This is a genomic window from Streptomyces sp. NPDC058632 (assembly GCF_042717095.1).
In the GTDB taxonomy this organism is placed as follows: domain Bacteria; phylum Actinomycetota; class Actinomycetes; order Streptomycetales; family Streptomycetaceae; genus Streptomyces.
Genome location: NZ_JBHXQZ010000013.1, coordinates 1 through 13,813, shown reverse-complemented (window position 1 = coordinate 13,813; position 13,813 = coordinate 1). Strand labels below are relative to the sequence as shown.

The following is a 13,813-nucleotide window of genomic DNA, read 5'->3' as shown; positions in this document are numbered from 1 at the left end:
TACATGACCCTGACGTGGAACGTCAGCCGCGCCGGCGCGCCGGGCGACGTCCGGCTCACCCAGGAGGGCGGTTCATGAGTCTTTGAGTGATTCTGTTATCACCTGATGGTGTGGCTGTAAGTGGAATCTAGTGCTCCGCGGCTTGTGGTCTGCTGGGGTGGCGGGGTGAGTGAACGCATGCCGCACCCGAGCGACTTACCGGACGAGCAGTGGGCCCTGATCGAGCCGGTGATCAACGCGTGGAAGGACCGGCATCGCTCGGTCAGCGGTCACCAGGGCTCCTATGAGATGCACGAGATCGTGAACGCGATCCTCTACCGGGGTCGGACCGGCTGCCAGTGGGCCTGCCTCCCGCACGACCTGCCTCCGAAGAGCGCGACCCACTACTACTTCGCCGCCTGGCGTGACGACGGGACGGACCAGGCCATCCACGAACTCCTGCGATGCCAGGTCCCTGAACGCTCCCGCCGATTAGAGGACCGACCCTGGTGGTCCTGGACAGCAGAGTGTCCACGCGGCTGCCGGAGTTCCCGCTTCCACGACGGGCCTGGACATGGCGAAGAGGGCTCCGGGCCGCGAGCGGGGCCTGGCGGTGGACGTGCTCGGGCTGGTCATCGCGATGGTGGTCCTCGCGGCGGACACGCACGAGAACGCCGCAGGTATCGCTCTGCTGGACCAGGTCGCCGAGAACACCGGCGGAACCGTTGAGAAGGCTCTGGTCGACCAGGGCTCAAGAACCAGGTCGTCACGCACGGCGCCCACCTCGGCCTTGACGTCGAGATCGTGGAACGCAACCCGCAGAACAAGGGGTTCGTGCCGCAGCCGAAACGGTGGAGGGTCGAGCAGACCTACGGGATCCTGATACTGCACGGGCGATTGGTTTGCGACTACGAGCACCACCCGGCGCGGCCCTCAGCCGATGACCACGTGAACATCCATCCAGCCCCTGCTCGGCGCGCTGGGCACCCTGGGGAACGCCGCCCGGGCCCTGGCCGACGACCTACGAACACAGATCACCGACCTGCAGAACCGGCTGCAGGAGGCCGAGACGCACCTCGAACACCTCGCCATCACCCGGAAGACCATCACCGACCTCGCCGACCGGATCCCCAACGATTGTTCGGCGCCGCAAGAGTTGCCGGACCACCCGGGCTGCCCCCGCATCCTCGCCGTCTTCAACGAGTCCACGCGATCACTCCGGGCCCGCGACGTCTGCCAGGCCTTCGGCACAACCTGCTGCCAAAGAATGTCGAAGGCACTCGGGCCGAGTTGAAGCGTTTGGTCGGACTCGGTGTTCTCGCCGAAGTCGACACCGGCAGCCTCGCCAGAAAGTAATAGCCCATCAAGTACGCTGACCAACGGCCTTGCCCCACCTTCACCCAGAAAGGGACATCAACTCACGACCTCCCTCTCAGGTTTCCAGCGTCTGCGGCGGAACGTCGCGGACCAGGCCGGTCAGGGGAGAGAGGGTGCGCCAGCCCAGGGCCTCATAAAGCGCCCGCCCCTCGGTCGTCGCGGTCAACACAGCAGTTGAGGAGCCCGCGGCGACGGCAATGTTCCCCAGCATCCGCGTGACCAGACTGCCAAGTCCCTTACGGCGGTGGGCCGGAGAAGTCTCGACCTGGTCGATGACGGCGGTGTGCCCGCGGCCTGGCACGGCGACCTGGCCACGAGCGGCGGACGCGCCGTCCTCGGTCAGGATGAGCACCCGCGTGACGCCGTCCCGCGCCCAGGTGCGCACCTGGTACCCGTCGAGGGCTCCGGAGGCGGTTGGGTGCAGCGGCAGCGACATCAGGAAGCCGTCGTCGTCGAAGCGCCAGCCAGGGGCTACCCGCGGGGCGATGGTCCGCGACGGCAGGAAGAGCTTGAGCCAGGTGCCCGGGGAGGTGACCGTCTCCGTCAGTTTGCGGACCGGTGACTCGTCGGCATCGGGCAGCACGTGTCGGGTGACCCGGCTGGTCATTCCCACGATGACGGTGAAGCCCCAGGGCCCGGCCACCGGCGGCGCGGCTCCGCGTGAAACGACCCAACCCTCCACCCATGAACGTACGAGTCCGACGTCCATGCGGACCCCTCCGTAACAAGTGGGGAACCTGACCGCATATTACACAGGTAACTTCGCCAGGCCGGCGACGCACTGAACGGCACTCCTTCCCCAGCCTCGCACCGAAAGGAACATCAGCTCATGAATCGCCCTCTCGGGTGTCATCTCATTTGGAGTACTCGGCACTCGTGGGTCATGGTGGAAATCGTTGAGCGGCTGGCGATCTCCGGCCAGTACGCTGCGGATGCCTTTTCAGCCATCCGCAGCACCCGCCCAGTGCCCCTGCCCTCATGCCGGTGAATAGTCGAAGATTATCCATACCTGCTCACCGGTACCTTGGTGAAGGTGGGGCGGATGAGATTTTGCAGAGCACTTCTGCACACGATGCAAATCAGGCCGAAGAATTAATGGCCACGTCTCAGCCGGTGACACTGCCGACCCGACAGGCATAAGTTACTCATCGTACTCGCCCCCCTCGGAGCCGATTTTACTCTGCGTGGGTCGGGAAACACCAAGCGAAAAAGATGCGGAGCGTGCATTCCAACTTCGGTCGCGCAGGCTGTGCGGTTTGAAAAACGGAAGGCGCGGTGCCGCCGGATATCAAGGGGACTTCATGCCTGATGTGGATCTCGGTGTGGCATCGGACTGGGACGAGGGCGACACCCACGGGCGGATCGGCCTGCGGCCCAGCCCGAAGTTCTCGGACGCCGGAAAACAGGACGTGGTCATCAGCTCGCCGCTCGGTATCGAGCTCTCGGTGAACACGAACCTCTCCACCAGCCAGGAGGGGGACCGGATCGTGTTCACCACCCACCACGGGACCGAGAAGAAGATCATCGCCATTCTCGACTCCGACGGCGACCTGTACATCGCCGGCCGCGTGATCCAGGAACAGGGAGATCTGTCCTACTGATCGGGTAGGGCGAGGCCGCTCCCCGACCACGTCGACGGGCCGTCTCGACGCGATCATCACCGCCCGGTTGGAAGAGACTCGGTCCGACCTCGATGCCGCTCGGGCGGTCAACCCGAAACTGACCAGAGTTCTGAATCAGCACAGCTGAGTGCACCGAGATCCGGGGCGACGACCAGTCGGTCGTGGCCCCGGACACTCACGGGGTGTTGTGGTACGTCGGTGCCCATTCCTGACCCCAGTAACAGCAGGTCGAGCCGCGGTCGCCCGAAGAATGAGAATTGTGCCCCGATGCTGACCACTTACCGGCGGCCGCCTCTCATTCGGCGAGTCCGCGGTAGCAGATGAGGGTGCAGGCGATGCTGGTGAAGGGGAGGAAGTGTTCGGCTTTGTGTTCGTGGCGGCGATGGAGGCTACGGCAGCCGACGAGCCAGGCCATGGTGCGTTCCAGACGGGCGCCGCCGCGTTCCTGGCGGAATGGCAACGCAGAGCCATCCTGATCGCGCTGGTACGGCACGCTTCTGGCGGCACGGTGGTGGTTCAGGAGCGGGGGCGAGGGGGCCTGCCATGCAGGTGCATCTCGGGGGAACCTCACTGCTCGAGGTTCGACGAAGTCAGCCGGCATCCCGCTCGCACCTTCAGCGTTCCCCGGCCGTCTTCTTGGCTTCCTTCTGCTGCGCCTTATTCTCGGCCTTTTCCGTCTTCTTTGCTCGGCCGGGCGGTCGGTGCGGGGCCTCGGTCGCCGCGCCGCCCTGCGTTGCCGCCACGGGTGTGTCCGTGTCGCTTGGTGTGGCTTGTGCCGTCCTGGCTGCAGAGCTGTGTGTGGCTGCGTCGATGGCGGATCTGTGGTTCGGGCCGTGGGAAGCGGGACCGGCGCTTTGCCCGGGTACGTCGTCGGGGAGTGTGCCGACAGAGGCGCTGTGGTCAGAGGGTGGCGCCGCCGCAGACGTCGTGGCTGCCTCCTTCTGCCCTGCGCTGCCAGGAGGATCCGACTTTCCAGTGGGGGCACTCGTGGCCCTGGTCGCACTTCGGTCATCGTCGGGTGGGGCGGAGTCGTCGCTGACGGCGAAGGCGGTTGCCATGACGGCGGCGAGTGCAACGGTCGCGCCGGCCACGAGGGTGCGCCCACGCGCGGGCGTGGCGCGGGGAGCAGTCTGATCCTTGTCGGGCAGCGGATTCATGTGCGTGCGGTCGGCCGTCTGCGATGGTCCGTGGCCGGCGATGAGGCTTGTGGCGTGCGACGACGGACCGGCTTCAAGACGTGCTGTCCCGGCCAACGCGGCCAGTGCGCGGGCGCAGTCGCTGGCTGATGGGCGGTTCTGCTCGTCCAGGGCTGTCATGTCCCGCAACAGGGAGGCCAGTTGTTCCGGCAGGCAATGGGGCAGGACGGGTTGGCGGTGCAGTCGTGCGATCGCGGCTTCAAGGGGACCACCGTCATACTCGAGCCTGCCCGTGAGGCATTCGAGGAGTACCAGGCCGAGGGCGTACACGTCGGCGGGCCTGCCGACGGGCCGGCCGAGGACCTGCTCGGGGGAGAGGTAGGCGGCGGTACCGATGAGCGTGCCGGTGGCGGTGCGGGTGGTGGCGTCCAGCAGTCGGGAGATGCCGAAGTCGGTCAGGTAGGGACGGTGGGAAGCGTCCAGAAGGATGTTGGACGGTTTGACGTCTCGGTGGACGATTCCTGCTTCGTGTGCGTGAGCCAGCGCGTGGGCCAGGTCGATGCCGAGTTCGGCAGTCGCTTTGGGTGGCAGTGGGCCCTTGGCGATACGGTTCCTCAGTGTGTTGCCTTCGATCAGTTGCATGACCAGGAAGACACGTCCGTTGTGCTGTCCGGCGTCGTAGGCGGTGACAAGTCCGGGGTGGTGCAACCGGGCCAGGATCACTGCTTCGCTGTGCAAGTTCTCTTCAATGTCGATGCCGGTATCGGGCCGAAAGACCTTGACCGCCACCGGTCGTCTCAATCGCAGATCGAAACCCCGATAGACGTTCGCGGCGCCGCCCGAACCAAGGAGATCGTCCAGACGGTACCGGCCGCTCAGTACCTCGGCGGAACACCGGGAAGCCATGGCCCGGGCCGACTCACGAAACCTCATTCCCTCTCCCACTGCATTGAGGTGCGAATGCTCCTGGCGAGCCGTGGTCGACGCCCCGCCGGACGCAGGTACCCACGAAGAGCTGGAATACCCCCGGTACAGCACCGCGACGACACTTCGCGAGGCAAAACCGGCGCACGCCGGGGGTTTGCCAGTGACGGCTGCAAGGCTGAACAGCTGGACCGTGATGACGAGCAGCTGCTGCGTCGCCGACGGCGGCGACTTCGGCGTCACCTACCGCCTGCTGACCACGCTCGACGACCACCGCACCGATCCCGCCGACCACCTGGTGCGTCTCTACCATGAGCGCTGGGAGATCGAGATCACCTACCTGGCGCTCCGTCACACCCTGCTCAAAGGCCGAGTTCTCCGTTCGAAGGACCCGGTGGGTCTCAACCAGGAGGTGTGGGACTGCTCACCCTACTACCAGGCCCGGCGCTCGGTCATGGTGACCGCGGTGGAGACAATGCCCGGTTGTGATCCCGACCGGGCCGGCTTCACCGTCGCTCTGGAAGCCGCCCGCGACACGGTGGTCAGCCGGGTCGCAACGACCGCGGCCCCAGGGCCGAGCAGCCGCTACGACCTGGTGGGACATATCGGCGCCCGCGTCCTGCTCGCGCTGCTTCCCGGGCGCCGGATGCGACTGTCCGCCCGCATAGCCAAGTGCGGAACCTTCCGCTACAACATCTGGAACCGCGACGGGCGTCCACGCGACAGCACCCCGATCACCGCCATCGAGATCACCGTGCACCCACCAGCTCCGCCCAGCGCGCAGGACCCGAGCCGAGCCCTCTCCGGCCGCTGGGGCCAGGTCTGCCAGCTCTTGGCCGCGAACTCCAACCAGGCCATGCACACCCGGGACATCGCGCGGCATCTCGGGCTTCCCACCTCGGGGCGCCCTTTCAGCAGCATCACCGCGCAACTCTGCTATTGAGCCCGCAACGGGCGACTCATCCGCACCGCGCCGAACACCTACAAGATCACTCTCCTCGATGCCTTGACATCGCCAACGGGCCCTTAAATTCGTGGCATTGGTCCAGCATCGCCCGGTGGCAGTACTCCTCCGGCTGTCCGCCCCGGCCGCGCAACCAGGCCGGCACCGGCAGCAGCGGCCGGACCGCCGCCCACTCCGCGTCCGTCATGTCCGACGAATACCGCCGAACACGTTCCGGGCGATCGGCCGCGTTCCCGAACCAGTGAGCGACACAATCACGCGACGGGGCAGTCGAGTTGAACTCCACCGGCGCGAGCACGTAGAACTGCGACAACAGGGTCTCCTGGATCTCGGTCGGCTTCGCAACCCCGAGCTACCGAGAGACCCTGCCTTCATGCCCGCGGCCGACGGCGATCACCCGATCGAGACTCCCGTTCGACGTACACCCCTCAAGATCGGAACGACGACAGCTTCTAAAGGATTTTTCTCCCCCTCGGGCTGAGTCGTCGATGCTCACGGCCTCCGGACGTTCCGCAGAAGCCGGCTTCGCTGAGAACGCGAGGGGAGGCGCTCACAATCATCCCGGCAAACCTGCAGCTCAGGGCAAGATCAACAGAAAATTGCGGTGCGACGGGACAGGAGCGATCAGTGGTGATGATCCGTTGCGCCCGTCAGGTCGTGGTGGGTTCTGGGACAGTCGCCTGGTCGAGCGAGGCCGGGCAGTACTCAACGTTCGGGTGTGTGGCGAGCCCGATCAGTACATCGAGTCTGCGCCCCGCGGCCTGCAGCTCAGCGGTCTTTGCTCTGATGCGTGCGCGCTCATCAAGCAGACGGTCCAGCAGTTCGGGGCCCATGGAGCGGGCGTCGACGGCCGGCAGGAGCGTGGCGATCAGACGGCTGGCGAGGCCGGCGGTGTAGAGCTGCTGAATCAGCTTCACCCGGTTCACGGCCGACTCCGGGTAGACGCGCTGGCCGCTGGCGGTTCGCTGCGGACTCAGGAGGCGCTGCTCTTCGTAGTAGCGCAGGGCGCGCGTGCTGACTCCGGTCCGTTCGGCCAGTTCACCGATACGCATCGTGAGCTTTCTGCTCGTGCTGTCACTCCTCACGACTTGCCCTTCACGTCGACGTCAAGTTTTAGCGTAGGCGACACGGGACGGGTGCGGACCGCATGCCCGCCTGCCGAAAGGAATGATCATGGATATCGCCGGTGCCACCGCGCTTGTGACCGGAGCCAACCGAGGGATCGGTCGGCGCTTCGTCGACCAGCTACTGGAACGGGGAGCTGAAAAAGTCTACGCGACGGCCCGTCGCCCGGAGGCGATCGGCATTTCCGACCCTCGGGTTACGCCGCTGTACCTTGATCTGCTGGACGAGAAGTCGATCTCGGAGGCTGCCGCAGCGGCCCAGGACGTCACGTTGCTGGTCAACAACGCCGGCATCACCACCGGTGCCAACCTCCTGACCGACGACCTGGACATGATCCGGCAGGACCTGGAAACGCACCTCTTCGGCACCCTGCGGGTCATTCGCGCCTTCGCGCCAGCTCTGGTCTCCAACGGCGGGGGCGCGATCGTGAACGTCCTCTCCGTACTGGCGTGGGTAGCCACCCCCGAAGGGTCAGGGCCCTACTCCGTGGCCAAGGCTGCGGAGTGGAATATGACCAATGGAGTGCGCATCGAGCTCGCCGGCCAGAAGATCCTCGTCCAGGGCGTGCATCTGGGGGCTGCGGACACCGACATGATGGCGGGACGTGACGCACCCAAGATCGACCCGATGGACGTCGCGCGAGCCAGCCTCGACGGCGTGCAGGCGGGGGACATCGAGGTGCTCGTCGACGACCCCAGCCGCTTCGTCAAGGCCACTCTCTCAAACGACCCTGCGCAGCTCTACAGCCCCCCGTCCGGGAACTGATTCCTCCTTGCCCGCTCGAAAGGTGGCGCTCACTCCGGTTCTTGCCCACACCGGGCGAGAACCGGAGCCAGTCTGGAACGGCACGGTCTCAGCTTGACTCTGTCGGGGATCTTGGATTTTCCCGGTACGGCAGCATGATCAACTGGCATGCTCGGGCTGTTCCGAAGACCGATACATGCCGAGGCGCCCGGGGTCGCTCCGTCTTCGTTCCGATGAGCAAGTCCCGTCTCTGACTGCGAAGATCACACCGGCGAGCAACCCGCGCGGGTACCAGCCGGCGATATGGGTGAGAGACCGCCTCGACGGGCTGTGGTGCGACGAGGACTTCGCCGGCTGGTACCCGCGCGACGGACGCCCCGGCATCGCACCCGCCCAGTTGGCCACCGTCCGTGTGCTGCAGTTCCTGCTCGGTCTGTCGGACCGGCAGGCCGCCGAGGCGGTGCGCTGCCGCATCGACTTCAAATACGCCATGGCCATGGAGCTGGACGACCCCGGCTTCCACCACAGCGTGCCGGCCGACTTCCGCGAGCGCCTCGCCCAGGACGACCGCGCCGACCGTCTCCTCGATCTGGCGCTCGCCCGCCTGAAAGAGGCCGGCCTCGTCACCGAACGCACCACGCAGCGCACCGACTCCACCCACGTCCTGGCCGCGGTGCGTGACCTGACCCGGCTGGAGCTGATCACCGAGGCGGTACGGGCCGCGCTGGAAGAATTCGCTGGCACCGCTGGGCACCTGCTGGTTGACCTGGTCGACGAGGACTGGGGGTGGCGCTACGGCCGCCCGGCCCGCCTGGGCAAGAACCCCACCCGGCCCAAGACCAGGATCCTCGCCGTCGGCGACGATGCCTTCCGGCTGCCGGAACACCTCCGGCAGTATGGGGCGGACCGCGCGCTCGGTCCCCGGGCCCAGGCCCTGCGACAGATCGTCGTGCAGAACTACTACCGCGACGCGGCAGGACGCCCGCGCCGGCGCACCGCCGATGACGGCGGGCTGCCGCCCTCGTCGGTCGCGGTCTCCCTACGACACCTCGGCCCGCTACGCCCGCCGCGGGCAGATCACCCGTTGGAAGGGCTTCCTCACGCACCTCACCGAGACCTGTACTCCCGATGGCGCGAACGTGATCACGGATGTGGCCACCACCTACGACGCCCAGGCCCTGCCTGGCATCCACACCCGGCTCAAGCATCGCGGGCTGCTGCCCGCCGAGCACCTGGTCGACGGCGGCTACACCTCCCTGGCCCACCTGGAACAGGCCGCCCGCAAGCACCAGGTCACGGTCACCGGCACGCTTCCGGGCAACCCCACCCGCCGGCACCGCAAGAACGAGGGCTTCGACCGGGACGAACTTCCACATCGACTTCGACCGCCAGCAGGCGACCTGCCCCCAGGGCGAGGTCAGCCGGGGGTGGCACGGCCCCTGTCCGACGTCCTCGCCCACTGCGGCCCCGCTGATCGTGGCTCGGTTTACCAAGAGCCGGTGCCGCCCCTGCCCGGTCCGCAGCCGCTGCACCGCCACCACCGACAGCGCCCGGACCGTGGACTTTGGCCGTGAGAACTGCGTGACCTGCAAGTCCGTGTCCGCCACGAGCAACAGACACCCGAGTGGAAGGCCCGCTACGCGGTCCGCTCCGGAGCGGAGGGCACCATCAACGAGTTCGCCCACGGACACGGCATGCACCGCTGCCGTTACCGAGGACGGCCGAAAGCCCACCTGCACCACGTGCTCACGGCCATCGCCGTGAACATTGAACGCCTCAGCGGCCGGTCAGTGACCGAGGGAGCCTCTTCACCGAGACCGCCGACCGCCTTCCAGACCTTCCTGGACCAGAACGAGATCCCCCGGCCGAAGGCCTGGCGAACCCTCGGCAGCTGAGCCCGACCATCCAAGATCCCCGACAGAGTCAAGCCAAGAAACACAGCTCGGCCGGGTGAATCCCGAGCGGCCCCAACGCAGCGGCGGTGCAGAACCTCGCACTGTGCTTCGGTATCCGGCGTATACAGGGCCGGGGTAACGGGTCCCGGCGGCAGCAGGCCCCGGGCGGCCCGCACCCGTCCTCACCACCGCCCGCTGCACCCGTTCCCCGAAGCCCTCGAGGGCGGGGCCCTGCGACGGTCAGGCCCCGAGCTCTCGCACCAAGGGGTGACGGGAGCAGCGGAAGCCACCTGCGAAGGGGGTCACTGCGTCGTAGGGCAGGGTGTGCACCGTCACGTCGTGCACGGTGAGGGCTTCGGCCAGGTCAGTCAACCGCTCGGCGACGACGATCTCGCCGAGGGCCAGGACCAGGCTGTTGCCCGCCAGGAGGTTGACGGCGTCCCAGCCACTGGGCACCCGCCGTGTCGGACGCCGCCCCGCCCCGGCCCGTGCCGACGAGGATGTCGCGGCCCATGGGGCAGCACGTCACCTCCCTCCAGGAAGGGACCCCGGGCCGTGCGGATGTCCGGTACCGGTACGGGGGCCGGAGGCGGCATGACCGAGCAGCGCGCCCCGCGTGCCGCCACCTCCTCGAAGACGGGGCGCAGCCCGAAGCGTTCCTTGAAGCGGGGCGGCAGCCGCAGCGCCGCTTCGACGCCCCGGCCGCCGATGACGATCATGGGATCGCGTACGAAGGTCTGCATGCTGAACCCGTCGCCGTCGCCGTCGCCGTCGCCGTCGCCGTCACGCTCAGTTCGCTGTCGCTGAGTTCACGGGGACGGTGGACCCGCACTCCGCGGGCCGTGGGGAAGCGGGCCAGATACTCCACCTGCTCGACACACCGTCCGTAGCCCTCGGGGTCGGCCTGCGACCAGGTCCTCCCCGCCCACCGGGGCAGGTGCTCCCTCGTCCGCTCGGGGAGGAAGCGCAGCGATCGCGGGAGCCCGGGGGCGAACTGCGCGGGGAAGTGAAGTCGATGACGCGGCCCACGACGGTTTCCTTGAGCACACCCCAGTCGTGGGTGACGTTGATCCGCTGCGGCGGGAGCGGGCTGGTCATGAGACCGGTTCCTTGCCCTCGGCGGGCTGTGATGGCGGGAAGCCGTCCTGTTCGGCGAGCCGGCGCCAGAAGTCGAGCCGGTGTTCCCGGGCGTAGTCGACCGGTCCGATACCGTCCGGCGCGAGGGACTGGGTGTGCGGTACGGCTCGGGCCGGATTGAACCGGGGCCACCGTGGAAGTCCCGGCCGGTTCGGTGTGCCGGTGAGGGCGAAGTGCGCCCAGTGGTCGGTCATGGTGTCGGACAGGCGCACCTGGGCCGGGGTGAAGTGCTTCTGGGCGTCGGCGTCCTCGAACACGTACGGGGTGTCGCCCGCGTGGTAGGCGCCGAAGTCGAAGTCCCCGGGGAAAGGGAGGTACATGGGGGCGTTCCGGTCGGCGAACTCGTAGGCGTACGTAGGCGCGTGGCGTCCGAAAGCGACGGCCTGCGCGTAGGTGCCCCTGGCCCACATCCGGTCGGTCACCACGGTGGCCCAGGCCAGGGCGGGTGAGGGGAAGTCCCTGACCGGATATTGTGCGCTCACCCTGTCCGCCCAACGGCCGAAGGCCGTGGCGAGCGCCCGTTCGTACTGGCCGGCGGTGAAGGGGGAACCGATCGCGTCGTGGGCCATCCCGACGAACAGCCGGTGCTCGTCCCTGGTGGCCCCCGTCATCAGTGGGATGCGGGGGAAGCGGCCTGCCCTCAGCGCCTTCTCCGGCAGTTCCGGCAGCACGTCGGTGCCGAAGGCGAACGTCTGGAAGGCGTTCATGATGTGCGGGACCGTCAGCAGCTTCTTCACCGGCAGCGCGCGCAGGCACCGCAGAGCGCGCTCCGGGCCGCGGCCGGCGCAGCCGAGGGAGGAGGTCATCTCGACGCCGGCGTCGCGTACTTCCCGCTCCGTGCGCCAGGTGTAGTACGGGTAGGCCGGTACACCCTCGCCCATCGCACCGGCAGGCATGTCCATCATCCCCTCGCCGCTGGCCAGAACGGCCCGGTGGAACAGCCCTCGAGCCTTCGGTGAGGTGAGGTGCCCGCTGATGGCGGCCGCGCCGAACGAGGACCCGGCCACGGTGACGTTGCCGGCGTCGCCGCCGAACGCGCCGGCGTTGCGCCGGACCCAGTCCAGCGCCGCCTGCTGGTCCTTGAGGGCGAACGTCCCTGACCCCTCGAGTCCTGGATAACCGAAGCCGCCGAACACGCCGAGACGGTAGTTGACCGTGACGACGACCAGGCCGCGGTCGGCGAGGCGCCGTGCGTCGAAGAGACTTCCTCCGCCCACACTGCCGTCACCGTGGATCCACACCAGGACGGGGGCAGGCCGTTTCGCGGTCGCCGGGGCGCGTACGGTGACGTCAAGGACCAGGCAGTCCTCCTCCAGGCTCGACGCGTCCGCGTAGGGCGAGGCGACCTGGGGGCAGAGCGGGCCGGGCTTCGTGGCGTCCCGTACACCCTTCCAGGGTCGTACCGGGCGCGGTGCGGCCCAGCGGTACGCGCCCTTGGGTGGCCCCGCGTAGGGGATGCCCCGGAACAGGGTGTGGGTGACCGTCCGCAGGCCCCGGACGAGGCCGGTGTCGGTGCGCACAGTGGCGGCGGCGCTGTCGGGCACCGGCGCGCTCAGGGGGTCCGGGGCGGTGGCGTTCACCACGAGGAAGGCCGCGCTCGCGAGGACCGCGATCACCGCCGTGCGTTTCGCTGTCATGGCCGACTGTCTCCTGTCGGGGCGCGGTCAGCGCGGGAGGAATACGGGACATACTCACAGCGGAGCCGCGAAAAGTGCGCGCACCTCGCCAACGGGACAGAGCGGACCGGTACGGGCAGCCGGGTGAAACTCGGTACGGCCCTGGCACCCGGAACGGGAGCGGCGAGTGCGCCGCAGCGCTCGATGCCGAGCGGATGGTGGAAGCGGACGAGTACGCTGCCGATCCCGGCGCTGCCGTGGATCCAGTACGGGTACATGACGGTGTCGTCCCGGAACCGACGCCATTGCAGTCCGGTTCCGCTTTCGCGCGTGTGGGCCAGGTCGAACTCCAGGGCGCGAACGGCGCGGGTACGGAAGCGCGCGTCGCCGGTACGCAGATGCAAATGGAGCAGGAGGAGGGCGATGCCGCTCGCTCCGTAGCCGTACCCGTACCCGTAGTGGACCCGTCCGTCCTGCTCGCACGGCCAGTACGAGGTGTTGCCCTCGTGGCGTGCCGTCCTCAGGAGATGCTCGCCCGCGCGCACGGCCTGGTCGAGGTGGCGCCGAGTCCGACGTACAGCCCTGGTGGGTAGGTGTCGTTGCCGGCGGGCTGCCGCCGCATCCAGAAGGCGGCCTCGGGCGGCGGTGCGCCGGCGGTCGTCGCGGTACGCAGGAAGAGGGCCGGGCTGCAGGCGCCGTAGGCGACACTGAGCGGGTTGGTCGAGAAGACCATGTAGTCCGAGGGCCACAGGCGGCCGGTGCGCCACTCGTCTGCGGTCCGGAGCAGGGTCCCGGCAACGCCGTCGGCGGTGCGGCGTACGTCCGCGTCCAGGAGTTCCCGGTGGCCCCGCGTCCCGGCGGCCCCGCGTCCCGGTGGCCTCGGTGGGCAAGGGAGGCGTCACATCACCCGGCTTCCCACTCGGCGAGTACGGTCTTCGCCTCCGCCACCGCACCGGCCTTCAGGCGAGACGACGGACCTCATCCGGTGGGGCACGCCGAAGGCGTCGAGGAAGGTGTCCTCGGCCGCGGGGTTGAGGCCGAACAGCGCAGTGGCGGGGACCACACAGTCGTGGAGGATCATGACGATGGCGTACCAGTCGCCGCAGGGGAGCAGTCCGTCGCGGGAGGAACGCTCCGGATGCAGGAATCCGGGGGCGCCCCATCGCGTCCCGAAGGCCGGCAGCGGGGCCTCGTCGTCCTAGGTCCTGTCTGGAGTTCGGATCAAGAGTGTGGTGCGATGCTGCGGAGCCAGAGCATTGCCCCACACAGGTGCAGTCCGGCCTCGTAGCTCTCC

General features: G+C 68.1%; 14 protein-coding genes and 2 pseudogenes. 7 read left to right on the top strand and 9 right to left on the bottom strand.

Annotated elements, in window-relative coordinates; genetic code table 11:
* Positions 1-165: 165 nt before the first annotated feature.
* A pseudogene (locus ACFWVE_RS07605) lies at positions 166-906 on the top strand (IS5 family transposase); the annotation flags it as partial.
* 505 nt (positions 907-1,411) lie between these two features.
* Here the strand turns inward: ACFWVE_RS07605 and ACFWVE_RS07600 are convergent.
* The gene (locus ACFWVE_RS07600) at positions 1,412-1,999 is read right to left on the bottom strand and encodes a GNAT family N-acetyltransferase (RefSeq protein WP_384009227.1); all 588 of its coding nucleotides are present in this window, start codon (positions 1,997-1,999) and stop codon (positions 1,412-1,414) included.
* A gap of 658 nt (positions 2,000-2,657) precedes the next feature.
* Between ACFWVE_RS07600 and ACFWVE_RS07595 the strand changes: the two genes are divergently transcribed.
* Entirely contained in the window at positions 2,658-2,957 is a 300-nt protein-coding gene (locus ACFWVE_RS07595; protein WP_384009225.1) for a DUF6342 family protein, read from the top strand.
* 316 nt (positions 2,958-3,273) lie between these two features.
* On the opposite strand, the gene ACFWVE_RS07590 is transcribed toward ACFWVE_RS07595, so the two are convergent.
* Both ACFWVE_RS07590 and ACFWVE_RS07585 read right to left on the bottom strand, forming a co-directional pair.
* Positions 3,274-3,438, bottom strand: coding sequence for a hypothetical protein (locus tag ACFWVE_RS07590; RefSeq protein WP_384009223.1), 165 nt, complete (start codon positions 3,436-3,438; stop codon positions 3,274-3,276).
* Between the two features lie 154 nt (positions 3,439-3,592).
* Positions 3,593-5,020, bottom strand: a complete 1,428-nt coding sequence (locus tag ACFWVE_RS07585; protein ID WP_384009357.1) for a protein kinase — start codon at positions 5,018-5,020, stop codon at positions 3,593-3,595.
* A gap of 181 nt (positions 5,021-5,201) precedes the next feature.
* Here ACFWVE_RS07585 and ACFWVE_RS07580 point away from each other — a divergent pair, with 181 nt between their 5' ends.
* The gene (locus ACFWVE_RS07580) at positions 5,202-5,981 is read left to right on the top strand and encodes a hypothetical protein (protein WP_384009221.1); all 780 of its coding nucleotides are present in this window, start codon (positions 5,202-5,204) and stop codon (positions 5,979-5,981) included.
* A 46-nt stretch (positions 5,982-6,027) separates the two neighbouring features.
* Here ACFWVE_RS07580 and ACFWVE_RS07575 read toward each other — a convergent pair whose 3' ends face one another.
* Positions 6,028-6,315: a transposase gene (locus ACFWVE_RS07575; protein ID WP_384009219.1), complete on the bottom strand. Its 288-nt coding sequence runs from the start codon at positions 6,313-6,315 to the stop codon at positions 6,028-6,030.
* Positions 6,316-6,652: 337 nt separating this feature from the next.
* On the bottom strand, positions 6,653-7,054 hold the full coding sequence (locus ACFWVE_RS07570) for a MerR family transcriptional regulator (protein ID WP_384009217.1): 402 nt from the start codon (positions 7,052-7,054) through the stop codon (positions 6,653-6,655).
* 121 nt (positions 7,055-7,175) lie between these two features.
* On the opposite strand from ACFWVE_RS07570, the gene ACFWVE_RS07565 reads away from it, so the two are divergent.
* From ACFWVE_RS07565 to ACFWVE_RS07550, 4 genes and pseudogenes are all read left to right on the top strand, one after another.
* Positions 7,176-7,892: an SDR family oxidoreductase gene (locus ACFWVE_RS07565; RefSeq protein ID WP_384009215.1), complete on the top strand. Its 717-nt coding sequence runs from the start codon at positions 7,176-7,178 to the stop codon at positions 7,890-7,892.
* 175 nt (positions 7,893-8,067) lie between these two features.
* Positions 8,068-8,397: pseudogene (locus ACFWVE_RS07560) on the top strand (transposase); the annotation flags it as partial.
* A 475-nt stretch (positions 8,398-8,872) separates the two neighbouring features.
* Positions 8,873-9,445, top strand: coding sequence for a hypothetical protein (locus ACFWVE_RS07555; protein ID WP_384009372.1), 573 nt, complete (start codon positions 8,873-8,875; stop codon positions 9,443-9,445).
* Between the two features lie 3 nt (positions 9,446-9,448).
* A complete protein-coding gene (locus ACFWVE_RS07550) occupies positions 9,449-9,766 on the top strand; it encodes a transposase (RefSeq protein WP_384009354.1) in 318 nt (105 codons plus the stop codon).
* Positions 9,767-10,006: 240 nt separating this feature from the next.
* Here the strand turns inward: ACFWVE_RS07550 and ACFWVE_RS07545 are convergent, their stop codons facing one another.
* The 4 genes from ACFWVE_RS07545 to ACFWVE_RS07530 form a co-directional block, all read right to left on the bottom strand.
* Complete coding sequence (locus tag ACFWVE_RS07545) at positions 10,007-10,222, bottom strand: hypothetical protein (protein ID WP_384009213.1); 216 nt, start codon at positions 10,220-10,222, stop codon at positions 10,007-10,009.
* 638 nt (positions 10,223-10,860) lie between these two features.
* Positions 10,861-12,540: a carboxylesterase/lipase family protein gene (locus ACFWVE_RS07540; protein ID WP_384009211.1), complete on the bottom strand. Its 1,680-nt coding sequence runs from the start codon at positions 12,538-12,540 to the stop codon at positions 10,861-10,863.
* Positions 12,537-13,064 carry a lanthionine synthetase LanC family protein gene (locus tag ACFWVE_RS07535; protein WP_384009210.1) on the bottom strand — a complete coding sequence of 176 codons (528 nt, stop codon included), beginning with the start codon at positions 13,062-13,064 and terminating at the stop codon, positions 12,537-12,539. The genes ACFWVE_RS07540 and ACFWVE_RS07535 overlap by 4 nt, the downstream gene beginning before the upstream one ends.
* Positions 13,040-13,252 carry a hypothetical protein gene (locus ACFWVE_RS07530; protein WP_384009208.1) on the bottom strand — a complete coding sequence of 71 codons (213 nt, stop codon included), beginning with the start codon at positions 13,250-13,252 and terminating at the stop codon, positions 13,040-13,042. The genes ACFWVE_RS07535 and ACFWVE_RS07530 overlap by 25 nt, the downstream gene beginning before the upstream one ends.
* Positions 13,253-13,813 lie beyond the last annotated feature (561 nt).